General features: G+C 64.6%; 28 protein-coding genes. 13 read left to right on the top strand and 15 right to left on the bottom strand.

The annotated features are described in order from the left end of the window. Positions 1–127 precede the first annotated feature (127 nt). Both AWB82_RS28985 and AWB82_RS28980 read left to right on the top strand, forming a co-directional pair. Positions 128–871 carry a lipoyl protein ligase domain-containing protein gene (locus AWB82_RS28985; protein ID WP_086972784.1) on the top strand — a complete coding sequence of 248 codons (744 nt, stop codon included), beginning with the start codon at positions 128–130 and terminating at the stop codon, positions 869–871. An 18-nt stretch (positions 872–889) separates the two neighbouring features. Beyond that, positions 890–1720: a hypothetical protein gene (locus tag AWB82_RS28980; RefSeq protein WP_086972761.1), complete on the top strand. Its 831-nt coding sequence runs from the start codon at positions 890–892 to the stop codon at positions 1718–1720. 10 nt (positions 1721–1730) lie between these two features. Here AWB82_RS28980 and AWB82_RS28975 read toward each other — a convergent pair whose 3' ends face one another. The 3 genes from AWB82_RS28975 to AWB82_RS28965 form a co-directional block, all read right to left on the bottom strand. Beyond that, positions 1731–2261, bottom strand: coding sequence for a YMGG-like glycine zipper-containing protein (locus tag AWB82_RS28975; protein WP_086972760.1), 531 nt, complete (start codon positions 2259–2261; stop codon positions 1731–1733). Between the two features lie 49 nt (positions 2262–2310). Continuing rightward, positions 2311–2661, bottom strand: a complete 351-nt coding sequence (locus AWB82_RS28970; RefSeq protein ID WP_086972759.1) for a hypothetical protein — start codon at positions 2659–2661, stop codon at positions 2311–2313. A 174-nt stretch (positions 2662–2835) separates the two neighbouring features. Further along, complete coding sequence (locus tag AWB82_RS28965) at positions 2836–3639, bottom strand: DeoR/GlpR family DNA-binding transcription regulator (protein WP_086972758.1); 804 nt, start codon at positions 3637–3639, stop codon at positions 2836–2838. Positions 3640–3670: 31 nt separating this feature from the next. On the opposite strand from AWB82_RS28965, the gene AWB82_RS28960 reads away from it, so the two are divergent. Then, positions 3671–4258 carry an NUDIX domain-containing protein gene (locus AWB82_RS28960; protein WP_086972757.1) on the top strand — a complete coding sequence of 196 codons (588 nt, stop codon included), beginning with the start codon at positions 3671–3673 and terminating at the stop codon, positions 4256–4258. Here AWB82_RS28960 and modC read toward each other — a convergent pair. Genes modC through modA form a run of 3 tightly spaced genes read right to left on the bottom strand, consistent with a single transcriptional unit; the run spans position 4247 to position 6841 of the window. Beyond that, entirely contained in the window at positions 4247–5392 is a 1146-nt protein-coding gene (gene modC, locus AWB82_RS28955; RefSeq protein ID WP_086972756.1) for a molybdenum ABC transporter ATP-binding protein, read from the bottom strand. The genes AWB82_RS28960 and modC overlap by 12 nt on opposite strands. Next, the gene (gene modB / locus AWB82_RS28950; RefSeq protein WP_086972755.1) at positions 5385–6065 is read right to left on the bottom strand and encodes a molybdate ABC transporter permease subunit; all 681 of its coding nucleotides are present in this window, start codon (positions 6063–6065) and stop codon (positions 5385–5387) included. Before modB ends, modC begins: the two co-directional genes overlap by 8 nt. Before the next feature lie 8 nt (positions 6066–6073). Beyond that, positions 6074–6841 carry a molybdate ABC transporter substrate-binding protein gene (gene modA, locus AWB82_RS28945; RefSeq protein WP_200818221.1) on the bottom strand — a complete coding sequence of 256 codons (768 nt, stop codon included), beginning with the start codon at positions 6839–6841 and terminating at the stop codon, positions 6074–6076. Between the two features lie 318 nt (positions 6842–7159). Here modA and AWB82_RS28940 point away from each other — a divergent pair, with 318 nt between their 5' ends. The 4 genes from AWB82_RS28940 (at position 7160) to AWB82_RS28925 (ending at position 10322) form a co-directional block, all read left to right on the top strand. Next, complete coding sequence (locus AWB82_RS28940; protein WP_086972754.1) at positions 7160–7957, top strand: enoyl-CoA hydratase/isomerase family protein; 798 nt, start codon at positions 7160–7162, stop codon at positions 7955–7957. A 17-nt stretch (positions 7958–7974) separates the two neighbouring features. Beyond that, positions 7975–8652: a glutathione S-transferase family protein gene (locus AWB82_RS28935; RefSeq protein ID WP_086972753.1), complete on the top strand. Its 678-nt coding sequence runs from the start codon at positions 7975–7977 to the stop codon at positions 8650–8652. Between the two features lie 123 nt (positions 8653–8775). Next, positions 8776–8958 carry a hypothetical protein gene (locus AWB82_RS28930; RefSeq protein ID WP_086972752.1) on the top strand — a complete coding sequence of 61 codons (183 nt, stop codon included), beginning with the start codon at positions 8776–8778 and terminating at the stop codon, positions 8956–8958. Positions 8959–9278: 320 nt separating this feature from the next. After that, a complete protein-coding gene (locus AWB82_RS28925) occupies positions 9279–10322 on the top strand; it encodes a PDDEXK nuclease domain-containing protein (RefSeq protein WP_086972751.1) in 1044 nt (347 codons plus the stop codon). A gap of 194 nt (positions 10323–10516) precedes the next feature. Here the strand turns inward: AWB82_RS28925 and AWB82_RS28920 are convergent, their stop codons facing one another. The 3 genes from AWB82_RS28920 to AWB82_RS28910 form a co-directional block, all read right to left on the bottom strand. Further along, a complete protein-coding gene (locus tag AWB82_RS28920) occupies positions 10517–10834 on the bottom strand; it encodes a c-type cytochrome (RefSeq protein ID WP_200818220.1) in 318 nt (105 codons plus the stop codon). Next, a complete protein-coding gene (locus AWB82_RS28915) occupies positions 10831–12099 on the bottom strand; it encodes a PQQ-dependent sugar dehydrogenase (RefSeq protein WP_086972750.1) in 1269 nt (422 codons plus the stop codon). The genes AWB82_RS28920 and AWB82_RS28915 overlap by 4 nt, the downstream gene beginning before the upstream one ends. A 251-nt stretch (positions 12100–12350) precedes the next feature. Continuing rightward, positions 12351–13109 (bottom strand): hypothetical protein, encoded by a 759-nt coding sequence (locus tag AWB82_RS28910; RefSeq protein ID WP_086972749.1) that lies wholly within the window; start codon positions 13107–13109, stop codon positions 12351–12353. 180 nt (positions 13110–13289) lie between these two features. On the opposite strand from AWB82_RS28910, the gene AWB82_RS28905 reads away from it, so the two are divergent. Beyond that, positions 13290–13766 carry an outer membrane lipoprotein gene (locus AWB82_RS28905; protein WP_086972748.1) on the top strand — a complete coding sequence of 159 codons (477 nt, stop codon included), beginning with the start codon at positions 13290–13292 and terminating at the stop codon, positions 13764–13766. A 100-nt stretch (positions 13767–13866) separates the two neighbouring features. Here AWB82_RS28905 and AWB82_RS28900 read toward each other — a convergent pair whose 3' ends face one another. From AWB82_RS28900 to vapB, 4 genes are all read right to left on the bottom strand, one after another. Continuing rightward, positions 13867–14268, bottom strand: coding sequence for a hypothetical protein (locus tag AWB82_RS28900; protein ID WP_086972747.1), 402 nt, complete (start codon positions 14266–14268; stop codon positions 13867–13869). 22 nt (positions 14269–14290) lie between these two features. Beyond that, on the bottom strand, positions 14291–14458 hold the full coding sequence (locus tag AWB82_RS38085) for a hypothetical protein (protein WP_200818219.1): 168 nt from the start codon (positions 14456–14458) through the stop codon (positions 14291–14293). 90 nt (positions 14459–14548) lie between these two features. Further along, complete coding sequence (locus AWB82_RS28895) at positions 14549–14956, bottom strand: type II toxin-antitoxin system VapC family toxin (RefSeq protein ID WP_086972746.1); 408 nt, start codon at positions 14954–14956, stop codon at positions 14549–14551. Next, positions 14956–15192 (bottom strand): type II toxin-antitoxin system VapB family antitoxin, encoded by a 237-nt coding sequence (vapB, locus tag AWB82_RS28890; RefSeq protein ID WP_086972781.1) that lies wholly within the window; start codon positions 15190–15192, stop codon positions 14956–14958. Before vapB ends, AWB82_RS28895 begins: the two co-directional genes overlap by 1 nt. Before the next feature lie 233 nt (positions 15193–15425). Here vapB and AWB82_RS28885 point away from each other — a divergent pair, with 233 nt between their 5' ends. Beyond that, a complete protein-coding gene (locus tag AWB82_RS28885) occupies positions 15426–16559 on the top strand; it encodes a polysaccharide pyruvyl transferase family protein (RefSeq protein ID WP_086972780.1) in 1134 nt (377 codons plus the stop codon). Here AWB82_RS28885 and AWB82_RS28880 read toward each other — a convergent pair. Then, on the bottom strand, positions 16554–17423 hold the full coding sequence (locus AWB82_RS28880) for a LysR family transcriptional regulator (protein WP_086972745.1): 870 nt from the start codon (positions 17421–17423) through the stop codon (positions 16554–16556). The two genes, AWB82_RS28885 and AWB82_RS28880, sit on opposite strands and share 6 nt — an antisense overlap. A 106-nt stretch (positions 17424–17529) precedes the next feature. Here AWB82_RS28880 and AWB82_RS28875 point away from each other — a divergent pair, with 106 nt between their 5' ends. The 3 genes from AWB82_RS28875 to AWB82_RS28865 all read left to right on the top strand — a co-directional run bounded on the left by AWB82_RS28875 (position 17530) and on the right by AWB82_RS28865 (position 20332). Continuing rightward, complete coding sequence (locus AWB82_RS28875; RefSeq protein WP_086972744.1) at positions 17530–19101, top strand: MFS transporter; 1572 nt, start codon at positions 17530–17532, stop codon at positions 19099–19101. A gap of 80 nt (positions 19102–19181) precedes the next feature. Then, the gene (locus tag AWB82_RS28870) at positions 19182–19556 is read left to right on the top strand and encodes a potassium channel family protein (protein WP_086972743.1); all 375 of its coding nucleotides are present in this window, start codon (positions 19182–19184) and stop codon (positions 19554–19556) included. Positions 19557–19624: 68 nt separating this feature from the next. Beyond that, positions 19625–20332 (top strand): SDR family NAD(P)-dependent oxidoreductase, encoded by a 708-nt coding sequence (locus tag AWB82_RS28865; protein ID WP_086972742.1) that lies wholly within the window; start codon positions 19625–19627, stop codon positions 20330–20332. Positions 20333–20335: 3 nt separating this feature from the next. On the opposite strand, the gene AWB82_RS28860 is transcribed toward AWB82_RS28865, so the two are convergent. Then, entirely contained in the window at positions 20336–21379 is a 1044-nt protein-coding gene (locus AWB82_RS28860) for a sensor domain-containing diguanylate cyclase (protein WP_086972741.1), read from the bottom strand. A 239-nt stretch (positions 21380–21618) separates the two neighbouring features. Between AWB82_RS28860 and AWB82_RS38080 the strand changes: the two genes are divergently transcribed. Beyond that, the coding region (locus AWB82_RS38080; RefSeq protein WP_235023480.1) for an alpha/beta hydrolase at positions 21619–22578 on the top strand (960 nt) is incomplete at its 3' end.

Genomic DNA, 22578 nt, shown 5'->3' with positions numbered 1-22578 from the left:
GCTCCGAGCGCACGCGCCCCGCCGGAGAAGGCCCCCGGCGGGGTGCGCTCGTGTTTCGCGGTGATCGGCCACCTTGGGCTACCATGCTGGGATGGCGTCGCTCCCGACGCGCCCGCACATCGATTCCATGCCCTTCCAACTGATCGATCCCGTCTCGCTTTCCGGCGATCCGCTCGATGCCGAAGAAGCGCTTCTCGCGCGCGCGGCCGCTGGCGACGCCGTCGCGCATGTCTGGGAAGCGCCCGCTTCGCTGGTCGTGCCGCGCAGCTATCAGCGTTACGCCGCCCTCGCCGATGCGCGCGAGGCTTTCGCGCGGCGCGGTTGCCCCGTGTGGCTGCGCTTGTCGGGCGGCGGACTCGTTCCGCAGGGTCCGGGCGTGCTCAATCTGAGCCTCGCATACCCCGTGCACGCGCCGATGGGCGCGCTGTCCGAAACCGTCTACGTGCATCTGTGCAGGATTCTCGCGGATGCGCTCAACTCGCTCGGCGTGTTGACGCACTGGCAGGCGGTAGAAGGTTCTTTCTGCGACGGCCGCTTCAATCTCGCCTGGGGCCCCGGCGATGACGCCCGCAAGATCGCGGGCACGGCGCAGTACTGGCGGCGCGTGCCGCACGGCGACGCGGACCAGCCGCTCTACGCGGTGCTCGCGCACGCCGTTCTGCTCGTCGATGCCGATCCGATCGAACTCAACGAGCGCGCCAACGCGTTCGAAGCGATGATCGAAAGCGGACGCCGCTACGAGGAAATGCGGATCGTGACCGTTGCGCAGGCGCTCGCCTACGAATGTTTCTCGATGCCCGCCGACCTGCGCGAGCGCGTGCGCACGGCCTTGATCGACCGCGTGAAGGACGCGTCGCCGCCGGAACAATAAAAACGCATCGAGGTGGCCATGCCGCTCAGAAGTGCTTCGAACGGGTTCTTCTTCGCGCTGTGGGTGGCCGTGTGCGCGGCCGCGCCCGAATTTCTGTGGCAAGGCCTCTTTTCCCTTTTCGGCCATTTCTCGCTGACCGATGCCGCCGCCGCGCTTCTGATCGGCGCGATTCTCGCGTTCTTCGTCGAACCGGTGCTGGAACGCCTGCGCGGTCTCTCCGACGCGCACAAACACGCGGAGAAATCCCCCGCCTTCGCCGCGTGCGAGGCGCTGAGTTTCGCGATCGTCGCCGTGTGCGTGCACGAGGCCATCACCGTGTATGTCGCGGCAAGTCACTCGAACGAGCAGGCGAGCGAGAACCTCGTGAAAGCCGTGGCGCAGGCGCTGCAATGGGCGATCACGCCGTTTTTCATCACGATTGCGTGGATGGCCGCGCGCGCGCCCGCGTGGATCGCGTGGCCGGCGGCGGCGCTATCGATCATCGTCGGCTTTCTCGTCGGCGTGATATCCGGCTGGAGCGCGCACGTGCTCGTGACGAGCGCGATTCCCACGATAGGCGTGCTGATCGCGGGATGCCTCATCGTGCGGGAACAGTGGGATGCGTTCACGTTCAGGCGCTGCGCCCGCGCAACCGGCGTGATCGCGCTCGCGTGGCTCGTGCTGACCGGCGCGCTGCAACTCGTGCTATGGCTTGCGCACGTGCAGGCGTTTCGCGTGTATGAGCGATCGGAGTTCTGGAGCGACCTGCGGTTTTACATCGGCTGGGTGACGGGCCTGCTCGTCGCGCCGTCGTTCGTGCCCGATGCGCCGCTGAACGCCGGCGGTGACGACCGGCGTGTGCGGCATTGACGACTTTTCGTCAGTATGTTCCGGGCGGCGGCTGCCAGCCCGGCGGTGGTGGCGGCGGCGGTGGCGTGGTGCTGTACGCGCCGCCGGAAGGCTGAACCATGCGCGTCGCGCCGCGCACCGGCACCTTGTCGCCGGCCGCGTACATGCATTGCAGATACGCGTAGTCGTAGCGCTGCTGCACGTTGTAGCCCGATGCCTGCGAAGCGCCGACGCCGAACGCGCTGCCGGTCAGGAGACCCGCGCCCGCGCCGATGGCCGCGCCCGAGCCGCCGCCGAACGCCGCGCCCGCCGCCGCGCCGAGCGCCGTGCCGACGACCGCGCTGCCGACCGCGCTGTTGGTCGCCGCCTGATTGGCGTCCACGCCGCCGACCTGATTGAGCGCGAACTGGCGGCACGAGGCATCGTCGGAGCGGAATTGGTCGAATGTTTTGGTGCTGCCGGGCAGCGCCATCACGCTGGGGCCGGTGGGCATCACGGTGCAGGCCGAAAGTCCGGTCGCGCCGATTGCCGCCACTAAAAGAGCAAGCCTTGAGTAGTTCATGGATTCTTGCGAATACGCTTCGTTATCGGATTTCTTTGTGCCGAAAGCATCAGTTCGACGGCGGCGGCGTTGCCGGAACCGGACGCCATGCGTTGCCGCATTGCTTCACATACGGGTAGTAGGCCCTCGCGGAGTCGCAGTAGTACCACATGCCGGGCTCCTGAGCGGGCGCGCCCGGATCGGCGGCGGGCTGGCCCTGCTCGACATACTGCGTCGGTGCGGCAGGCTGGACGACCACGGGCGGCGGCGGATAGTAGTAATACGGCGCCGGCGCCACGGGATACGGGTAATACACGGGCCCGCCCACCCATACGCCGACGCGCGACCAGGCGTGCGCATTGGCGGTCACGCCCGCGCTCGCAATCAGCGATAGCGCGATAAAAGCCTTGAGGCGATTCACGTCCTTCTCCAGAAAAAATTGTTCGCTGTGTCGATGCCTGTAACGGAAATCCGACCTCCGCCGTCGACTGGACATGGCGCATCTTCGAACGCTATTCCCTTTGCTGGAGAATTTCAATTACACGAATCAGTCTGTATTTTTCGGCGCGTTACTCGGTAACAAAGTGTCTGAATTTCACGCGCGCAGCACGGTAATTCCGGCTCGTTCGATCGGCTCGGTGAGCTTCGCGTCGGCCGCATCTTCCACGATGATCGTCTGCGCCAGTTCGATCGCGCCGATCCTGTACGCGGAAGCCGCGTTGAGCTTCGCCGCCGACGCGAGCACGACGGTTTCCGCCGCGCGCGCCGCGAGCGCACGCTTGATATGCGCTTCCTCGAAATCGCCGGTGGTGAGGCCGGCTGTCGGATGCACGCCGGTGACGCCCATGAAATAGAGGTCGGCCTGGATGTGCGACATGGCTTCGACGGCGGCCGCGCCCACGGTAACGATCGAATGCTTGTAGAGCTTGCCGCCGATCAGCACGACTTCGACCGACGCGTGCTGCGCGAGCGCCACCGCGACGCTCGGACTATGCGTGACGATCGTCGCGGACAGATTTTCCGGCAGTTGACGCACGAGCAGCGCGGATGTCGTGCCGCCGTCGATGATCACGATCTGCCCCGGCGCGATCAGTTCCGCCGCTTTCCTCGCGATGCGCCGCTTCGCTTCCGACTCCATGTCCTCGCGTCGGACGAACGGCGCGATTGCGGGCGAAGCGGGCAGCGCGCCGCCGTGCACGCGCTGCAGCAGCCCTTCGGCGGCAAGCTCGCGCAGGTCCCGCCGCACCGTGTCCTCGGAGACGCCGAAGCGCGCGCTCAGTTCGGCGGCGAGCACCTGTCCGTCGCGCTTGAGGGCGTCGAGAATTGCTTTCTTGCGTTGGCTGGTCAACATGGCATTGCACGAAATTTCTTGATGTTGCACGAAACTGCACGCTACCATGAGTTCAACCAATTGTCGAACGGGTGAATCGATGGAAACGAAAGAGCGCGTGCGCATTCTCAAGACCGACGTGCTGTCGGACGACTGGTACGTCCTTAGAAAAGTGACCTTCGATTTTCAGCGCCGCGACGGCGTCTGGCAGCGTCAAAGCCGCGAGACTTACGATCGTGGCAACGGCGCGACCATCCTGCTGCGCGATCGCGAGACCGGCAACGTGCTGCTGACGCGCCAGTTCCGCATGCCCGCGTTCGTCAACGGACACGACGGCATGCTGATCGAAGCGCCCGGCGGCTTGCTCGACGACGCCACGCCCGACGAGTGCATCCGCGCGGAAGTCGAAGAGGAAACGGGTTATCGCGTGCAGCGCGTCGAGAAGATCTTCGAGGCGTTTATGAGCCCGGGATCGGTCACGGAAAAGCTGCATTTCTATATCGGCGATTACGACAGCTCGATGCGCGTATCGGACGGCGGCGGCGTCGAGGCGGAGGGCGAGGAAATCGAGACGATCGAAGTGCCGCTGCAAACGGCCATGCAGATGATCGAGCGCGGCGAAATCATGGATGGCAAGACGATCATGCTGCTGCAATACGCCGCGCTGAGGGATCGCTCAGGCGAGTAGCGACACCGCCTTCACCTGCGCCCACAACCGCATGCCTTCGACGATGCCCAGCCGGTCCAGAGAGTAACGCGTGACGCGCGCGAGCAACGGCGATCCGTCGACGTCGAGCCGGACCACGGCCTGCGACGGATTGGCGTCCTGCGCGATGCCGACGACCGTCGCGGGCAGCACGTTGAGCACGCTGCTGCGCTCATGCTCGTGCGTGCCCGTGAGCAAACTCACGTCGCGCGCTTTCACCGCGACGCGCATGGTTCGACCTTCGGCCATCGGCGCGTGCACGACGGCGAGCTTCGCGCCCGAGCCGGGCAACGTGAGCGTGAGCAGGCCATATGCGCTGTCGTATCCCCCGACGATGCCTTCGAACACGACCGATGCGTCGTCGGCGATCGCGAGCGGCAAATCGAGCCGCGCGAGCGTATCGGCAATCGGGCCGCTCGCGAGCGCGCGACCGCCTTCGAGCAGCACGAGATGATCCGCGAGGCGCGCGACTTCTTCCGGCGCGTGGCTCACGTAGAGCACGGGAATGTCGAGCTCATCGTGTAGGCGTTCGAGATACGGCAGGATTTCCTGCTTGCGTTTCTGATCGAGCGACGCGAGCGGTTCATCGAGCAAAAGCAGACGCGGACTCGTCAGGAGCGCCCGCGCGATACCCACGCGCTGCCGTTCGCCGCCCGACAATCCGGCGGGCATGCGCTCCAGCAGATGCCCGATGCCGAGCAGTTCCGCCGCCTGCGACAGATCCACGCGCCGCTCGGCCGCCTGCACGCGCTCCAGCCCGAAACGCAGGTTTTTCTTCACGCTCAGGTGCGCAAAGAGGCTCGCTTCCTGAAAGACGTAACCGAGCGGGCGCTTGTGCGTCGGCAGAAAAATATCGCGCTCGGTATCCAGCCAGATTTCGCCATTGACGACGAGCCGCCCGACGCGCGGCCGCGCGAGCCCCGCGAGACAGCGCAGGAGCGTGGTCTTGCCGGAACCGGAATGGCCGAAGATCGCGGTGACGCCGCGGCCGGGCAGCGCGAGATCGATATCGAACGTGAAGCCTTTGTGCTCGACGAGAAAGCGCGCTTCGATCGCTTCCCCGGAACTGGTGCGCTCGCGGGCGAGCGTCAGGCGTTGAGAAGTGAGTTCAGACATGAGCCGTGACGGAACGTCGGCCGGAATAGAGCAGTAGAAGGACGACGAAGGAGAATAGCACCATGCCGCCCGCGAGCCAGTGCGCCTGCGCGTATTCGAGCGCCTCGACGTGATCGAAGATCTGCACCGACACCACGCGCGTGCGTCCCGGAATATTGCCGCCGATCATCAGCACGACGCCGAATTCGCCGACGGTATGCGCGAAGCCGAGAATCGTCGCCGTGATGATGCCGGGCCGCGCGAGCGGCAGCGCCACCGTGAAGAACGTGTCCCACGGACCCGCGCGCAGCGTCGCGGCCGCTTCGAGCGGACGGCGTCCGATTGCTTCGAACGCGTTCTGCAACGGCTGCACGACGAAGGGCAGCGAGTAGATCACCGAGCCGACGACGAGCCCCGCGAAGGTGAACGGCAACAAGCCGATGCCGAGCGCCTGCGTGAATTTGCCGACATAACCGTTCGGCCCCATCAGCACGAGCAGATAGAAGCCGATGACGGTCGGCGGCAGCACGAGCGGCAACGCCACCACGGCGCCGACGATGCCCTTCAGCTTCGAATGCGTGTGCGTGAGCCACCATGCGATCGGCGTGCCGATGACGAGCAGAAGCGCCGTCGTGAGCGACGCGAGTTCGAGCGTCAGCGTGATGGCCTGGAGATCGGCGCTATCGAGCGGCATCGGCGCGATTACAGCTGATAACCGTAGGACTTGATCACTTCCGCGGCCTTCGGCCCTTTCAGGTACTCGATGAACTGCTTCGCGACCGGATTGTCACGGCCCTTGCTGAGGATCACGGCGTCCTGCCTGATCGGGTCATGCAGATTCGCCGGCACGATCCACGCCGAACCGCTCGTGATCTTGCCGTTCTTGTAGATCTGCGACAGCGCGACGAAGCCGAGTTCGGCGTTGCCCGTGGCGACGAACTGCTGCGTCTGCGAGATGTTCTGGCCTTCGACGACCTTCGGCTTGATCTCGGCCGTGAGGCCGAGCTTGTCGAGCGTCTGATAGCCGGCGAGACCGTAGGGCGCGGCTTTCGGATTGGCGATCGCGATGTGCCTGAAATCGTTCTTCTTCAGCACTTCGCCCTTGTCGTCGACGTAGCCGTCCTTCGCGGACCACAGCGCGAGCGCGCCCGTCGCGTAGGTGAAGCGGCTGCCGGGCACGGTCGCGCCTTCGCTGTCGAGCTTGGCGGGCGTGGCGTCGTCGGCGGCCAGGAACACTTCGAACGGCGCGCCGTTCTTGATCTGCGCGTAGAACTGGCCCGTCGCGCCGAAGGATGCGACCACTTTGTTGCCGGTGTCCTTCTCGAAGTCGGCGGCGATGGCCCGCACGGGTGCCGTGAAGTTGGCCGCGACCGCGACCTGCACTTCGCCGGCAAGCGCCGACGTCGCGGCGATGCCCGCGGCGAGCGGAACGAACGCACAAAGCAAAGCGCGCAAAATGCGAGTCTTCACGTAAAGCTCCTTGAATCGAGTTGAAAGTCTGGTTATGGATCGACTTCGGGCGCGCGTTGGAGGCCGCGAGCGTGGTGCCGTACAGTTCGGCGAGCACCGTAATATATACGACTATATTACGTCCCCGCATGCGCGCTTCACGACATGGCGGCGATAAGTCTCGTCGGATGATTGTCGTGTAAGCGAATTTGTGAGTAACGCTCAAATATTTGAGTTGACCATTTTCATGTTTATGGATGACACTGATCGTTGAAACGTAGGCTGCCAGCCGGCATAAATTGAGCAGCGCTCAATTCGAGCGCACAGGGAGACTACACCATGACCGACGCAGCGAATCTGCAACGCCTGAAGCTCGGCATCGAAGGCCACGTGGCGCGCGTAACGCTCGATCGCCCCGATGTGCGCAATGCCTTCGACGACGCGACCATCGTCGAGCTCACCGCCGCCTTCCGCGCGCTCGACAGCGACGCCAACGTGCGCGTCGTCATTCTCGCGGCGAGCGGCCCGGCGTTCTGCGCGGGCGCGGACCTCAACTGGATGAAGCGCATGGCGGGCTATTCCGAGGCGGAGAACCGCGCCGACGCGCTTGGCCTCGCGACCATGCTCAACACGATCTACGCCTGCTCGAAGCCGGTCATCGCGCGCGTGCAGGGTGACGCTTACGCGGGCGGCATGGGACTCGTCGCGGTGTGCGATATCGCGGTCGCGGCGGACACGGCGCACTTCTGTCTCTCCGAGGCGAAGCTCGGCCTGATGCCCGCGACGATCGCGCCTTACGTGATCCGCGCGATGGGCGCGCGCGCCGCGCATCGTTACTTCGTGACGGCGGAGCGCTTCGATGCCGCCGAAGCGCTGCGTCTTTCCTTCGTGCACGAAGCCGTCGCCGCCGATCAACTCGATGCGCGCGTCGACGCGATCGCCGCGAGCATCGCCGCGAACAGCCCGAACGGTGTGCGCGAATGCAAGAAGCTCGTCGCGGATTTCGCGGGCAAGGAAGTCGATGAAGCGTTGATCGGCGAGACCGCCGAGCGCATCGCGCGCATCCGCGCATCGGACGAAGGGCGCGAAGGCGTGCGCAGTTTTCTGGAGAAGCGCAAGCCGTCCTGGCTCGCCTGAAGCGCGGAGGAATCGACGTGATTACGCTGCATCATTGCGTGAGCGCGCGCTCGTTCCGGCCGCTTTGGGCGCTGGAAGAAATCGGCGTGCCGTATGAACTGAAGATGTTGCCGTTTCCGCCGCGCGTGTTGGCGCGCGGTTTCAAGGACGTGAATCCGCTCGGCACGATTCCGGCGCTCACCGACGACTCGGACGACGCGCTTTTCATGACCGAATCGTCGGCGATCTGCCAGTATCTGGCGGCGCGCTATTCGCCGGGCGCGCTCGATGTCGCGCCGCACGAGGCCGATTTCGGCCGCTATCTCAATTTCCTGCATTTCGGCGAAGCGACGCTCACATTTCCGCAGACGCTCGTGCTTCGCTATGCGCATCTGGAGCCGCCGGAGCGGCTGCAGCCGCAAATCGTCGAGGATTACTCGCGATGGTTTCACGCGCGCCTGCGCACGCTCGCGCCGCTGCTCGACGCGCAGCCGTATCTGTGCGCCGGACGCTTCACGGCGGCGGACATTTCCGTCGGCTATGCGTTGATGCTCGCGGAACTGCTCGATCAGAGCGCGGGCTTCGCGCCATCGATCGCGGATTATTGGCGGCGTCTGCGCGAACGCGAAGGCTTCATCCGGGCGATGCGGGCGCAAGACGCCGCGGCGCGCGCGCAAGGCGTGTCGACCACGCCGTCCCCGAGGCTGCGCCCTTAGTCACCCTCCTTCAAGTCCCCCCGTCCGTAGGGCTGTGCGATGCGCCGTGCAGCCGTACTCTTCACATCACGCGCTGACGTTCAAGCGCGCCGATGCAGAGAGACTTTCTTGACGAGGTTGGCGATGATCGTTCTTTCCTGGTTCCTGTCGGTGGTTCTTGCGCTGGTCGCGACGGCCACCATTGCGATGGCGCTGCCGCGCTCCGCCGCGGACGAGCTGAACGCCACCGCGCCGCAGTCGATTTTCAGCATCGAGATGAATCGCATCGACGCGGTGCTCGCGTCCTGCACGCCGAATGCCGACTGAATCCGGCGGCGCGCACGGGGCGCGTTGCTAGGCGTTGGATGTAAGTGTCGTCGAATCAATGCTTTGCAGCAGAACCTGAAACGATATCCACAGGCTTGTGCCCACTTTCTGTGGACAACTTTTGTGGACAAAATTAAGCATCGAGGCCCAAGAGCCTCGGAAGATAACCCCAAGCCTTGCGCGAGGGGCGCGTCGGGAGACCAACGAAGACGCAGAAGCACACGCAGAAGGCCGCCGCGCCGCCTGCGCTCCATGTTCCGAAGAGTCGAATCCGCCGATAATGGCCGTTCCACGACAACCGGCGTCGAACCAGGAACCGCATGACCGTCAAACTTCCCAAGGTGTGGGACGACGACTACCGGCATTGGCTTGCCGAACTGAAACTTCGCGTCGAGCGCGCGCGCCAGCGGGCTGCGGCCAGCGCGAACCGCGAACTGGTCACGCTGTATTGGCAGATCGGCCGCGACATTCTCGATCGTCAGCGGCGACAAGGCTGGGGCGCGGGCGTCATCGATCAGTTGGCGCGCGATCTGAAATCGGCGTTTCCCGACATGCGCGGCTTTTCACCGCGTAATCTCAAATACATGCGCGCGCTCGCGCAGGCGTGGCCGGACGAGGCATTCGTGCAGCAGCCTGCTGCACAATTGCCGTGGTTCCACCTTTGCACGTTGCTGGACAAGCTCAAGAATCAGGACGATCGAAGCTGGTACGCGGCGAAGTCGCTTGAGCACGGCTGGTCGCGTCAGGTTCTCGTGATGCAGATCGAAACCGCCGCGCACGCGCGCAGCGGCAGCGCCATCACCAATTTCGACGAGCGGCTGCCGCCGCCGCAATCCGATCTGGCGCGCGACGCGCTCAAAGACCCGTATATCTTCGATTTCCTCGGACTCGCCGAAAACGCGCAGGAACGCGATATCGAACAGGCGCTCACGCGTCACATCACGCGATTTCTGCTGGAATTGGGCGCGGGCTTCGCGTTCGTCGGGCGGCAGTATCGGCTGGATGTGGGCGGCGACGAGTTCTTTATCGATTTGCTGTTCTATCACCTCAAGCTGCGCTGCTACGTGGTGGTCGAACTGAAGACGACGGCGTTCAAGCCGGAATATGCCGGCCAGCTCAATTTCTATCTTTCCGCCGTGGACGCGCAACTGAAAGCGCCCGACGATCAGCCGACGATCGGGCTTTTGCTGTGCAAGGAGAAGAACCGGCTGGTCGCGGAATATGCGCTGCGCGGCGTCGCCAAACCGATGGGCGTGGCCGAATATCAGCTGCTTCGCGAGGTTCCGGCGTCGCTGGAGACCACCTTGCCTTCGATAGACCAGATCGAGGCCGAATTGCGCGGCGATATGCCAGGCGAGCAATGAAGCGGCGGCAAGAAGAGGGCAAAAAATGGCCAAAAAAAAGCCCGCTTCAGTTGAGCGGGCTTGAATCCACATCGGTTGAGACATGGAGGAGACAGGTGTAAGTATAAACCCTTAACTCTGTGCGTCAACACCTAAAACAAAAAAAATCGCAATCGGGAATCGACCGCAGCAAATTTGCAACACGCCGGCTGCCGTCACGGCTTGCCGAGGCTGTGGTAATACGCGGCCAGATTGGCGACGTCGGCGTCGGACAAGGTTTTCGCCATCATCGACATCATTTCGTTCTTGCGCTCGCCCGTGCGGAAATCGTTGAGCGCCTTCACGAGATATTCCTCCGTCTGTCCGGCGAGGTTGGGCGCTTCCGGCAGCTTCGAGATTCCGTCGATGCCGTGACACGCCGCGCAAGCCGACGCCTTCGCGCGCCCGGCCTTGACGTCGCCGCCAGCGAACGACGCGCACGACACCGCCGCCAGCACGCCCGCGAGCACCGCGCCGGTCAGCGCGACCCTCATTTGGCCCCCGTATACGAGATGCGATAGATCGCGCCAGCGTAGTCGTCGGAGACGAGGAGCGAGCCGTCCTGCAGCATCTGCACATCGACGGGGCGGCCCATATACTCGCCGCTGCCCGTGAGCCAGCCTTCCGCGAACACTTCCGTCGCGCCCGCGGTGCCGTCGTCCTTGATCGGCGTGAACATGATGCGCGCGCCGATTGGCTTCGTGCGGTTCCACGAACCGTGCTCCGCGTCGAAGATGCCGCCCTGATACTTCTGCGGGAACATCTTGCCGTTATAGAACGACATGCCGAGATCGGCGGCGTGCGGGGCGAACTCGACCTGCGGGAACACGACGCCCGCCGGCGGATTCTGGTCCTTGTATTCGACCGTGCGCACTTTGCCGCCGCCGTACCACGGAAAGCCGAAGTTCTCGCCGCTCTTGGTCGCATGATCCAGCTCGCCGGGCGGGGTGTCGTCGCCCATGCCGTCGACCTGGTTATCGGTGAACCAGAGCGTCTTGTCCTTCGGATTGAAATCGAGGCCGACCGAGTTGCGCACGCCGTGCGCATAGACTTCGCGGTTCTTGCCGTCCTGATCCAGACGGATGATGCCGGCGAGCCCGTTCTTGTCGAGTTCGGCGAGCTTGTCCTTCGGCGGCACGTTCCACGGCTGACCGAGCGCGACGTACAGCTTTTTGTCCGGCCCGATGCGGCAGTAGCGCGCGCCGTGATTGAAGCTTTCGAACTGCGTCGGAATCAGCTTGCCCTGCGGCACGACGACCGCCGCCGCGACATCCGGTCCGCCTTCGCCGAAGAACTGCGCCGCGGGAAAGCCGAGCACGCGGTTCTGCTCGACCACATAGAGCACGCCGTCCGGCGAGAAGCACACGCCGTTGGGCACCTTGAACGTCACCGACGAGGCGAACTGCACGACATCGCTCGCGAAGCGTTGCTTGGTCCGGTCAGTCACCTGCCACACGCGATTCTTGCGCGTGCCGACGAACACGACGCCCGTCGAAGGCTCGATCGCCATGGCGCGCGCTTCGGGCACCACGGCGTACAGCTCGATCTTGAAGCCCGGAGGCAGCTTGATTTGTTCGAGATTTTTGCGCAGCGCGTCGGCGGTCTGACCGGCTTGCGGGATGGTTTCCGGCGGCGCGGCGTTGCCCGTCTGACGGAAATTCGAAAGCGTGCTGACATTGTCCTGCGCGGCGTTCGCATACGGCAGGCAGGCGAACATCGCACTGACGGCCAACGGCAAAAGCTTGAGCGTTGCGTTCATCTGGGTTGTCTCCGGTTGTTGTCGGCCGGATCGGGCGTTCGTCGCCGTCGTCCGGTCGCATGCAAAGCAAGGCTTCTCTCGGAAATTGCACTGAACAACACACGACTACTTTCGCCGAAGCGCGCACCCATGAAAGCAACCGACGCGAACGCCACGACGCTGCCTGCAGCGAAAAGAATCTTAGGATAGAAATCGCTTATGTAAGTAACGGATGACTAATTTTCGCGGCCGCTTGCCGTCGCCTGCGGCATCTATTTCCGGCCGTCGAAGAGAAAGACGTCGGCGCGGTCCGGGCTCGGCAAAGCGACGAGAAGACGCGCGCCGTCGAGCACCGCGTTACCGGTCACGGTCGCGTCCGGGAGCGGGCAGGGCGCGGGGCCGAACGTCACCGAAACGTCGTAGGCATTCGCGCCTGCGTGCGGCGCCGCCGTGCCCTTGAAGATGCAGCCGGATGTCGTCGTGCCGGCCAGATAGCCGTCGCCCGCGACCGTGATGCGCGTTTGCGTGGTTCCGCCTAGCGACATGCCGCGTCCGCTGTAGAGGCCGCCCGCGTTGGCACGGCTCGGCCCGATGTCGAGCATCGGCGCGGCGTTGCCGGAAAACGCGAGACCGGCGCTGCCGTCCGTGTGCGCGACGGTTGCATCGACTGCGGGCGCGTGGGCGAAATTCGCGCTGAAGACGGCGGGCGATGCCGACGCCTTGCCTACGCGATAGTCGAACGCGGCCTCGCTGGTGAAGCGCCCGTCGCCCGATTGCGCGCCGTTCTTCGCGACCGCGACGCCCGCGAGCCCCGTGCCGCCCGCGCTCCCGTAGAAGAGATACGCGCTGCCGTCGAAGAGCATGAGTAGCGTGGCGTCGGCCGCGCTCTCCTTGAGCGAGCCTTTGTAGACGCCGCCCGAGGGCAGCGTCGTCGTGACGGAGCCCGGCGGCGGTGCGGAGTTGGGACCGCCGCTGGAACACGCAGCGAGCGCGACGGCGCAAACCAGGAAGGGAATCGCGGATCTTGTCATTCAGGACTCCGGTCGCGAGCGAGGAGAGTTCTGTATAAGCGCTTCAATCATGCAGGTCAAGCGCGCCGGGCATCCTCATTCGGCGCTCATTCAGCCTCTTTACGATGCTTTTCATGGCAACGCGACACACGAAACGCGGGCCGAACCCAACAAGACATCGTCCGATCTGAGGAGCAAAACATGAACAAGTCGACTATCGCCGTCTGCGTTTTGGCCGTTGCCTGCACGGTGGGCATGAGTGGTTGCGCATCGATGGGCAGTTCCGCCGACGTCTACGACAGCATGCAGACGCAGCACGAAGAAACGGTGCGCATGGCGACGGTCGAAAGCGTGCGCGGCGTGACGATCGAAAACAACGACGGCCACCCGGCCCCGTTCGGAGCAATCGGCGGCGGGTTGCTCGGCGCGGTCGCGGGCAGCGCGGTCGGAGAGGGACACGGCTCGCTGCTCGCCGGTGTGATCGGCGGAATCGCGGGCGCAGTCGCGGGCGATCAGGTTCAGGATCATCTCGAACGGCAGAAGGGCCTCGAAATCACCGTGCGTCTCGACAATGGCGATCTGCGCGCGATCACCCAGTCCGCCGATGGCCAGATGTTCTACGCCGGCCAGCGTGTGCGTCTCCTGTCGAGCGGCGGCGTCACGCGCGTGACGGTCTGACAGAGCGGTTCAGGGCAAACACGACGACGAAACGACCCGGGCGATCGGGTCGTCGAGCGCTTGCTGCGCAACCTGTTCCAAACGCTGACGCCGCCGCAGGTCAATCCCGACGATACATCGACGCCCGCGTGCCGCTCTTCGCCCGCTCCCAGATCTGCTCGTCGGTGAGCGTCGTCTCGATGAGTTCGACCGGCACGTCGCCGTTCCGAACGACCGCGACACGAAAGCCGTCGATCGGCTCATACGGGCCGAGCAGAAGCGTCTTGCCTTCGATCGCCTTCGTCAAATCGCTCACCTTGAACGCCGCATGCGGCACGGTGCGCATCAATGCGGGCAGCGTGCTGCCTTCCTCGAAGCGGTGATACTGCACGCGCATGAGATCGCAATCGGCGTCGCTCGTGTACATGCGGAACTGCGCGCTGTAACGCTCGCCTTCGCGCGGCTCGTGCGCCGGAATGCCCATGTGATGAAACTCGTAAGTGACGCCGTCTCGGATGAACATCGGGTGCTCCAGCGGTTTCGTTTCAGTACGCGCCGGCCATCGGCAAAAACAGATAGGGCAGGAGGTCGTCATAGCGCATCGGTTCGAAGCAAACGGTCGCGTCGACCGTCGCAGCTTCAGGCGATGCGTCGTCGTTCGCGTCCGTCGCGATCAGCGATGCGGCGGCGATGGGCGTCGGTTCGATCTTCATCTTTCCCTCCTGTCCTTCCGTGTGTGAGGGAAGTTTGATCGGGGAGAATTAGCGGATCGTGAGGGGCTGTCTCCGGTTCAGTGAGCGGCGTTAGGCGTCGCCTTCGAGCCAGTTCTCGACGGTCACGCCGGGATAGCTTTCGAAGTCCTTGACGTTGTTCGTCACGATCGGCACGCCCAGCGCGACGGCGTGAGCGGCGATGAGTTTGTCGAGCGCGCCCCGGTTGCGCTCCCGCGACGCGTGCCTGATCGGACCATAGGCAGCGGCGGCGTCCTCGCCGAACGGCGCGACTTCGATCAGTTCGACGAGCGACGCCAGATTGGCGCGCTCGCGGGCCGGGCTTGCGCTCACCGCGACGCCGAATTGCAGTTCGGCGTAGGTGATCGACGACATGAGCACCTCGCCGACGTAGCATTTTGCGAAGCGCCGCGCGACCTGTTCCGGCTGATGCTTCATCAGATAGATGCACATGTTCGTGTCGAGCAGATAGCGCGGCATCAGAAGAACTCCCGATCGTCTTGTTCCGGCTCGTTGCGTCCCGACGCCATGAAACCGGCATCGAAGCGCGCGAAGCGTTCGAGCGCGCCAGCGAGCGACCGCCGCACCGGGCGGATACGCAGTTCGTCGCCTATACGATCGATCTCGACTTCGGTTTGCGTGTCGGGATACGCGAGTTCCGCGGGAATGCGGATCGCTTGAGAGTTGCCGTTGCGGAAAATTCGGGTGATGGGCATGATGAAATCTCGTGTGTACGTTTGTGTGTACTTTAGCAGAATTCCATCGGCGGCGCGCAGGCTCAACATGTTTTCGACTCCAAAATCAGAATTTCAGGTTTCCTTACGAATGACCCGTTCATGCTGCCCGATGACGCCTCGCTCGAACAGGTGGCCGTTTGGCTAACGCTCGCGTCTGCCCGAAGCGCCGGGTCATCGTGTTCGGTGCCTTCGACCGGCACAATTTCGGGGACATGCTGTTCGCGCATGTCGTCGCGGCTTTGCTCGGCGAGCGCTGTCCGGAGGTCGAGCCGATATTCGCCGGACGCGCGCGGCGAGACCTGCGTGCGCACGGCGGCCACGACATCGTCGCGATCTCGCAACTGGCCGGGTGGTCGCGCGACGAACCCATCGCCCTGATTCACGCGGGCGGCGAGCTCTTGACGTGCGACGCGTGGGAAGCCGCCGTGATGCTGACGAAGCCCGGGCAAGCGCAAGCCCGCATCGCCCGATACGGATCGCGCGCGGCGGACCGCGATGCATGGGCGCGCGCCCAACTCGGCACGGACGCGTTCGCGCCGTATGTCGTCGGCCGCGAGACGTTTGCGCGCGCCGCTTCGATCTGCTTCGACGCGATCGGCGGCGCGACGCTCGACATCCGCGACGCCGCGTTTCGAGCCGAAGTGCTGACCAAGCTCCGATCGGCCGATGAAATCAGCGTGAGGGACACGCGCACGCAAGCCACGCTGAAGCGCGCGGGACTGGACGCGCGGCTGGTCCCCGACCCGGCGTCGATGGTCGCCGAACTCTTCGACGCGCGCATCGCGACGCGTGCCGGCGCTCGCCGCGCATTTCCTCACGGCTATCTGGCGGTCCAGTTCAGCGCCGATTTCGGCGACGACACCACGCTCGCGCAAATCGCGCATCAGCTAGATCTGATTGGCGGCGCGACGGGACTCGGCATCGCGCTCTTTCGCGCGGGCGCGGCGCCGTGGCACGACGCCCGCGCGGTCTACGAGCGCATGACCGCACGCATGCGCCATCCGGCCGTGACGATCTTCGATTCACTCGACATCTGGGACATCTGCGCGTTGATCGCGAAAAGCGAGGGTTTTGCGGGAAGCAGTCTGCACGGCCGGATCATCGCGATGGCGTACGGCTTGCCGCGCGTGAATTTCGAGCACGCGGATGCCGTCAAGCAGCGCGCGTATGCATCGACGTGGGAGATCGCGGATGCGCCGGGCGTCGTGCCCATCGCGCAGTTGCACGCGGCAATGCGCGAAGCCCTGGCGATGGATCGCGCCGCGCTTCGCGAGAAGGCATCGGCGCTCGCGCAGGCGCATCGCGCGGGATTCGAGCCGATCGCGCAATCCGCGCTTCGATCATGACGCCGCGAAATCCAGATACGACCTGACGGCCGCCGCCCGCTCGAACCGGCGATAAACCATCGCCACTTCCGAGGGCACCGCTTTCCCCGCGATCTCCCGATACTCGACGCCCGGCACCGTCACGCATTGCGCGAGCGAGCGCGGCACGACGGCGACGTCGCCGCCAAGCGACACATGCGCGAGCACATCGGCGAGCGTGCCCGGCTGGGCGACGATTCGCGCCGTGAAACGTCCGCGCCGCGCCACTTCGAGCGTGCCGGATTCCTGCTCCGGCACGACGAACGACTGATCGCGCATTTGCGCCGGCGCGATGGCGCTCGACGCCGCCAGCGGGGAATCGGCGGGCAACGCGACGATGAACGCATCGCGATGCACGGTGCGCGACTCGACGCCTTCGGGATACGGCACCGGCGGGCGCACATACGCGATATCGATGCGCCCTTCGACGAGCAGCGCGCCGGCTTCGCGCATCACGATTTCCTCGATGCCGATCTCGACTTGCGGATAGCGCGCCCGAAAGCCGCGCACAGTCGCCTGCAGCACGCCCGAATACACCGCCGACCCGACATATCCGATGACGATCTTCCCCAGTTCCCCGCGCTCGGCGAGCGTCGCGCGTTCCGCGCCGCGCGCGAGATGATCGAGCGCGGCGACGGCTTCGCCGAGATACGCCTCGCCCGCCGCCGTCAGCGCGACGGAACGCTTCGTCCGATGAAACAGCCGCACGCCGAGCAGACGCTCGGCTTCCTGGATCTGCTTGGTGAGCGCGGGCGGCGCAATGCCGAGCTCTTCCGCCGCGCGCGCGAAATGCAGATGCCGGGCGACGCTCAGAAAACAGCGCACGTGACGCAATTCGACGGGCATATCTGTATTCACGATTTCGATAATTATTCAGCGATTCTATGCCAATGACAGGCAAGACCGACGCCACTAGCATCGACAGATCCTTCCGTTTTCTCCGCGCGTGGTCATGTCGAACCCGAACCCGAATCCATCCGAAACCCGCTTCGTCCTGCTCACCGCATCCGCGACGTGCGCGCTGATCACGCTCGACACGAACGTCGTCGCGGTGGCGTTGCCGTCCATCGCGCGCGATTTCCACGCCGGTTTCGCCGATGTCGAATGGGTCGTGAGCGCGTACATGGTCGCCTTCGCGGCGTGCCTGCTGCCGGCCGGCGCGCTCGCCGACCGCATTGGCCGCAAGAAGATGCTGATCGCCGGACTTGCGGCGTTCTTTCTCGCGTCGCTCGGTTGCGGGCTCGCGCCGTCGGCGCTGGCGCTGAACCTCGCGCGCGCGGCGAAGGGCGTCGGCGCGGCGATGCTGCTCACGTCGGCGCTCGCGATTATCGCGAACACGTTCCACGAAGGCGCGGCGCGCGCCCGCGCGTGGGCGGTGTGGGGCACGTGCATGGGGGTCTCGACGACCATCGCGCCGCTCGTCGGCGGCGTTATCACGCAATGGGCCGGCTGGCGCTGGATCTTCCTGATGAATCTGCCGATTTGCGCGGTGCTCGCCGCGTGCGCGTGGCGCGGCATGCGCGAGTCGCGCAACCGCGAAGCCGGAGCGCTCGATCTCGTGGGCAGCGCGCTCTTCGCCGCCGCGCTCGCGCTCGGCATCTGGGCGCTGATCGACGCGCAAGCCGACGGCTGGACCGACTGGCGCACGCTCGCGCGCCTCGGCGCATGCGCGGCGCTTTTCATCGTCTTCGTGCGGGTGCAGCGCTCACGCGAGCACGCGATGATCGACCTCGCGCTCTTCCGCCAGCCGCGCTTCGTCGCCGCCGTGCTCGCGATGTTCGGCTACGCCGCCTGCGCGCAAGTGATGATGACTTTCCTGCCGCTCTATCTGCAAAACGCGTTCGGCTTGCCGGCGGTGCGCGCGGGCCTCGGAATGTTGCCGTTCGCGATCGCGATGATCATCGGGCCGCGCATCGGCGCGTCGCTCGGCAGGCGCGTGCCGGGGATGGCGCTGTTGACGCTCGGTCTCGCGACCATCGGCGCGGGCAATCTGCTGACGGCGCTTTTCGCGCAAACGTCGAACTACGGGCTGATCGCGGCGGGGATGATCGTCACGGGCCTCGGCGCGGGCGTGCTCAACGGCGACACGCAAAAAGCGATCATGGCGTGCGTGCCGTCGAATCGCACCGGCATGGCCTCGGGCATCAGCACGACGACGCGTTTCACCGCGATCGTTACATCGGTGGGCGTGCTGGGCGCGGTGCTCGCAACGCGCACGCACGCCGCGCTCGATGCCCACGCGTCGCGCCTCGCAGATCCGTCGAGCGTGCGCGACGCCACGTTCCTTTCGCGCCTGCTCGCGGGCGATCTAGCGCACGCGAGTGAAAACCTCGCCGGAGCGCAGGGCGCGGCGCTCGTGCGCATCGCGCGTGAGAGTTTCGCGAGCGGCTTCGCGGCGGCGCTTGGCGTGGCCGGCGTGTGCGCGCTGGCTATCGCGGCGGCGGTCTGGTTGCTCGCGGGCCGTGCGTCGGTCGAAAGCCGTGCGAAGGCTTCGGGAAAGGCGGGATCGGCATTGGCTGAATAACGAGGCCGGATGCTTCCGGGCGAATGCGCACTGAAGGTAGGATGGCGGTTTTTGTCCGAAACAGCGCGAATCCAGCCCGAATGAATAGCTTCACTAAACTTTTCACGATCGAAAAGATCAATGCACGCCGCGCGACGCGCGGGTTCTTCCACGCGCTCTGGCATTTGCGCTCGCTGATCGGCATGTTGCTGATCGTGTTCTTCGTGCTGTCCGTGCTGATGTTCTACTTCGGCGCGCCCGTCGACAGCAGCACGCACGTGCCCTCTTCCTTCGGCGAAACGCTCTATTTTTGCGGCGTGACGGCGCTCACCATCGGCTACGGCGACGTGGTCGCGACGACGGGCATCGGGCGCATTTTGTCGGTGGTGCTGGGCTTGCACGGGGTGCTCGTCACCGGCCTGACGACTGCGGCGGCTGTTTTCGCGGTTCAGCGCACGGTGGGCGACGCTCACTGAAGATTCCGGGCTGCGCGCCGCGTTCCGTCCTATGCTTGATCTGGCGCCTTCGAACGGAGCGACAACGCATGAACAGCCTGAGCCTGGAAGGAAAGATCGTCGCCATCACGGGCGGTTTCGGCAGTCTGGGACTCGCGACAGCGCGCGTGCTGGCCGGGCGCGGCGCGCGCGTCGCGCTGGTCGGCCATGGCGCGAACTCGGACGCGTTGCCCGCGTTGCTCGACAATGCCTGCATCGTGACCGGCATCGATCTGACGGATGCGAAATCGGCGCAAAAAGCCATCGATACGATCGTTCAGCGCACGGGCGGTCTCGACGCGCTCGTGAACGTGGCCGGCGCATTCAGTTGGGAAACGGTCGCGGACGGCAGCGCCGACACTTGGCAATCGATGTTCGATGTCAACGTGAAGACCGCGCTCAACGCATCGAAGGCGGCGCTCGCGCAACTGAGCGCGAAGGAGGGCGGGCGCATCGTCAATATCGGCGCGCTCGCGGCCATGAAAGCGGGCACGGGAATGGGCGCTTACGCGGCATCGAAGGCCGCGCTGCTGCGCCTGACCGAAGCGCTCGCGGAAGAGTTGAAGGACCGCGGCGTGACGGTGAACGCGGTGTTGCCTTCGATCATCGATACCGCGTCGAATCGCCGCGACATGCCCGCCGCCGATTTCTCCCGCTGGGTGCAGCCAGAAGCGCTCGGCGCGGTGATCGCTTTCCTGCTTTCGCCCGATGCGCAATGCATCACGGGCGCGGCGATTCCGGTGACGGGGCGCGTCTGAAGCTCAGCGCGTCTGCGCCTTGAACCCTTCGCCCCGCATGCCCGCGCGATCCACGGCCGCAATGCGATTGCGGCCGTTGTCCTTCGCCTGATAAAGCTGCGCGTCGGTCAGATTGATGAACGCCGTCACGTCCATGCGCTCGCCGGGCACGACGGTGCCCACACCGAAGCTCGCCGTTACCTGCTGATCGTGCGGCGAGCGCACATGCGGGATCGCTTCCCCGGCGATCAGCGCGCGGCAACGCTGTGCGACGCGCATCGCGGCTTCGGCGTCGGTATCGGCGAGAATCAGCGCGAACTCCTCGCCACCGAACCGGCCGAGAAAGTGTTGCGGACCCGCCGCTTCGCCGAGCACGCGCGCGACGCGCTTCAGACATTCGTCGCCCTGAACGTGCCCGTAATAATCGTTGTACGACTTGAAGAAGTCGATATCGATCATCACGAGCGACAGCGGCTTGCCCGAATCCTTCGCGGCGTGCCATTCGCGCGTCAACACGTCGTCGAAGCGGCGGCGGTTGCCGACGCCCGTCAGGCTGTCGCTGAACGACAGGCGCTCCAGTTCACGCTGCATCTGCGCAAGCTTTTCCTCGGTGCGCTTGCGTTCGCCGATGTCGAACATGAATCCGATCAGCGCCTCGACCTCGCCCCGCTCGTTGCGCTCGACGTGCACGACGTCGCGCAGCCACACATAGCCGCCGTCGCGTGTGAGCGCGCGGTAATCGGCTTCGTGATCCGTGCCCGCTTTCGACTGCGAGACGCAAAAGTCGACCACCGAATCGCGATCTTCCGGATGCATGCGCTCGGCCCAGTCGTTCACCGACTTCCACGACGACGGCGCCCAGCCGAGCAGCGCCTCGATTTGCGGGCCGATGTAGACGAATTCCATCGTCGCCCAGTCGATCTTCCAGGGAATCGCCTTGGTCGATTCGAGGAGCGTGCGGTAGACGGCGTGATCGTCCTCGCCGAACGCGCGCTCCGGCGGCGCGAGGGTGTCTTCGTGGCGCAGGAAAGCGGCTTTGAGCGAGCTGTCGGATGGGTCGCGATTCATCGTGTCGGGTGGCGGCGATGTCTGGTTGGCGTGTGCGTCTGTTATCGGCAGCGCCAGCCGATTCTGAAGTCGCGCGCAATGTTTAGGAGTTTACTGGTGTGAAGCGCGCGCACATTTGCCTATGCTCGCCGGGTAGCTCACGGCTACACAAGGTGGTCTCGTACCTTTGCCCCGACTCGTTCGGGGCTTTTTTTGAATTGCGCCGGTGGGATCCGGGTATGACGCAGGGGACAGACAAGATGCAGAACAAGCAGTCGACCGAATCGAACGAACAAGAACAGCAGCAGGCGATGCGTGAGGTGCCAAGGCAGACAGATGTCTTTGGGCGTCCATATTGGGAGTCCTATATGACGCCCGAGAGCTATCAGGTGTGGGCTCAAGCGAAGCTTCTCCCTCATCTGCCAGGCGTGATCATCTTCGTGCATGGGGTGAACTCGGAAGGCGAGTGGTATGACAAGGCTGAGGAAGGTCTGTGTAAGGGATTGAATGAACGACTTAACCTCACGGGGGGATCAGAGCTTCGGGCAAACGAGTACGCGGATTTTGACGAAACGCTGAAACGCCCAATGGTACGGCGCATGACGCGTCCAGGCCGCTCGCCCGTAATTCGCTTCTACTGGGGGTATCGCGCCAAAGACGGCGAAGAGAAGAAGTGGCGAGTAGCGCTCCGGAACGATCCTGGCGCCGATGTCTGGAAAGCCGACCTAGCGCAGGACAAGGGACCATGGTACTGGGGCGGAGGCCCATTCCAGAACGGCACCAATAATATTCAGCAACTCTGGAGCGCCATGGGGATGAAGCGGCACGTCTACGGGATTGATGCGCAGATGCTAAATACCGAAGCCGACCGCTACCTGCAAGACGCGCCACCCCGAGACTATTATTCGCACGCCGCGAAGCGTCTTGCGGACCTAATCGATGATATCCGGAGGCATTCGCCGCGCGACACGGTGACTATTATGTCGCACAGTCAGGGAACGATGATCGCATTAGCAGCCACGGCACTCTGTACTACTCGCGCGCCCGACGCGTTATTTGTCATGAACTCGCCGTGCGCTCTCGAGGACAAGCTTGTGGATGCGTTGACCTGCGGCAAAGAGCGCCCGACGCAGGAGGCGCGCTCAAACACATTCCGTCATATTGCGGAGCGCATCAAACATGACAAGTTCACGTTCGACGATGCATTAATGGAGCAGTTG

The sequence above is a fragment of the Caballeronia glebae genome (assembly GCF_001545035.1).
GTDB lineage: Bacteria > Pseudomonadota > Gammaproteobacteria > Burkholderiales > Burkholderiaceae > Caballeronia > Caballeronia glebae.
This window is presented reverse-complemented; position numbering and strand designations above follow the sequence as displayed.

Coding starts and splice junctions, on each gene's coding strand:
- AWB82_RS28985 (WP_086972784.1), top strand. CDS start 128: ATGCCCTTCCAACTGATCGATCCCGTCTCGCTTTCCGGCGATCCGCTC.
- AWB82_RS28980 (WP_086972761.1), top strand. CDS start 890: ATGCCGCTCAGAAGTGCTTCGAACGGGTTCTTCTTCGCGCTGTGGGTG.
- AWB82_RS28975 (WP_086972760.1), bottom strand. CDS start 2,261: ATGAACTACTCAAGGCTTGCTCTTTTAGTGGCGGCAATCGGCGCGACC.
- AWB82_RS28965 (WP_086972758.1), bottom strand. CDS start 3,639: ATGGTAGCGTGCAGTTTCGTGCAACATCAAGAAATTTCGTGCAATGCC.
- AWB82_RS28960 (WP_086972757.1), top strand. CDS start 3,671: ATGGAAACGAAAGAGCGCGTGCGCATTCTCAAGACCGACGTGCTGTCG.
- modC (WP_086972756.1), bottom strand. CDS start 5,392: ATGTCTGAACTCACTTCTCAACGCCTGACGCTCGCCCGCGAGCGCACC.
- modB (WP_086972755.1), bottom strand. CDS start 6,065: ATGCCGCTCGATAGCGCCGATCTCCAGGCCATCACGCTGACGCTCGAA.
- AWB82_RS28940 (WP_086972754.1), top strand. CDS start 7,160: ATGACCGACGCAGCGAATCTGCAACGCCTGAAGCTCGGCATCGAAGGC.
- AWB82_RS28930 (WP_086972752.1), top strand. CDS start 8,776: ATGATCGTTCTTTCCTGGTTCCTGTCGGTGGTTCTTGCGCTGGTCGCG.
- AWB82_RS28925 (WP_086972751.1), top strand. CDS start 9,279: ATGACCGTCAAACTTCCCAAGGTGTGGGACGACGACTACCGGCATTGG.
- AWB82_RS28920 (WP_200818220.1), bottom strand. CDS start 10,834: ATGAGGGTCGCGCTGACCGGCGCGGTGCTCGCGGGCGTGCTGGCGGCG.
- AWB82_RS28915 (WP_086972750.1), bottom strand. CDS start 12,099: ATGAACGCAACGCTCAAGCTTTTGCCGTTGGCCGTCAGTGCGATGTTC.
- AWB82_RS28910 (WP_086972749.1), bottom strand. CDS start 13,109: ATGACAAGATCCGCGATTCCCTTCCTGGTTTGCGCCGTCGCGCTCGCT.
- AWB82_RS28905 (WP_086972748.1), top strand. CDS start 13,290: ATGAACAAGTCGACTATCGCCGTCTGCGTTTTGGCCGTTGCCTGCACG.
- AWB82_RS28900 (WP_086972747.1), bottom strand. CDS start 14,268: ATGTTCATCCGAGACGGCGTCACTTACGAGTTTCATCACATGGGCATT.
- AWB82_RS38085 (WP_200818219.1), bottom strand. CDS start 14,458: ATGAAGATCGAACCGACGCCCATCGCCGCCGCATCGCTGATCGCGACG.
- AWB82_RS28895 (WP_086972746.1), bottom strand. CDS start 14,956: ATGCCGCGCTATCTGCTCGACACGAACATGTGCATCTATCTGATGAAG.
- vapB (WP_086972781.1), bottom strand. CDS start 15,192: ATGCCCATCACCCGAATTTTCCGCAACGGCAACTCTCAAGCGATCCGC.
- AWB82_RS28885 (WP_086972780.1), top strand. CDS start 15,426: ATGCTGTTCGCGCATGTCGTCGCGGCTTTGCTCGGCGAGCGCTGTCCG.
- AWB82_RS28880 (WP_086972745.1), bottom strand. CDS start 17,423: ATGCCCGTCGAATTGCGTCACGTGCGCTGTTTTCTGAGCGTCGCCCGG.
- AWB82_RS28875 (WP_086972744.1), top strand. CDS start 17,530: ATGTCGAACCCGAACCCGAATCCATCCGAAACCCGCTTCGTCCTGCTC.
- AWB82_RS28870 (WP_086972743.1), top strand. CDS start 19,182: ATGAATAGCTTCACTAAACTTTTCACGATCGAAAAGATCAATGCACGC.
- AWB82_RS28865 (WP_086972742.1), top strand. CDS start 19,625: ATGAACAGCCTGAGCCTGGAAGGAAAGATCGTCGCCATCACGGGCGGT.
- AWB82_RS28860 (WP_086972741.1), bottom strand. CDS start 21,379: ATGAATCGCGACCCATCCGACAGCTCGCTCAAAGCCGCTTTCCTGCGC.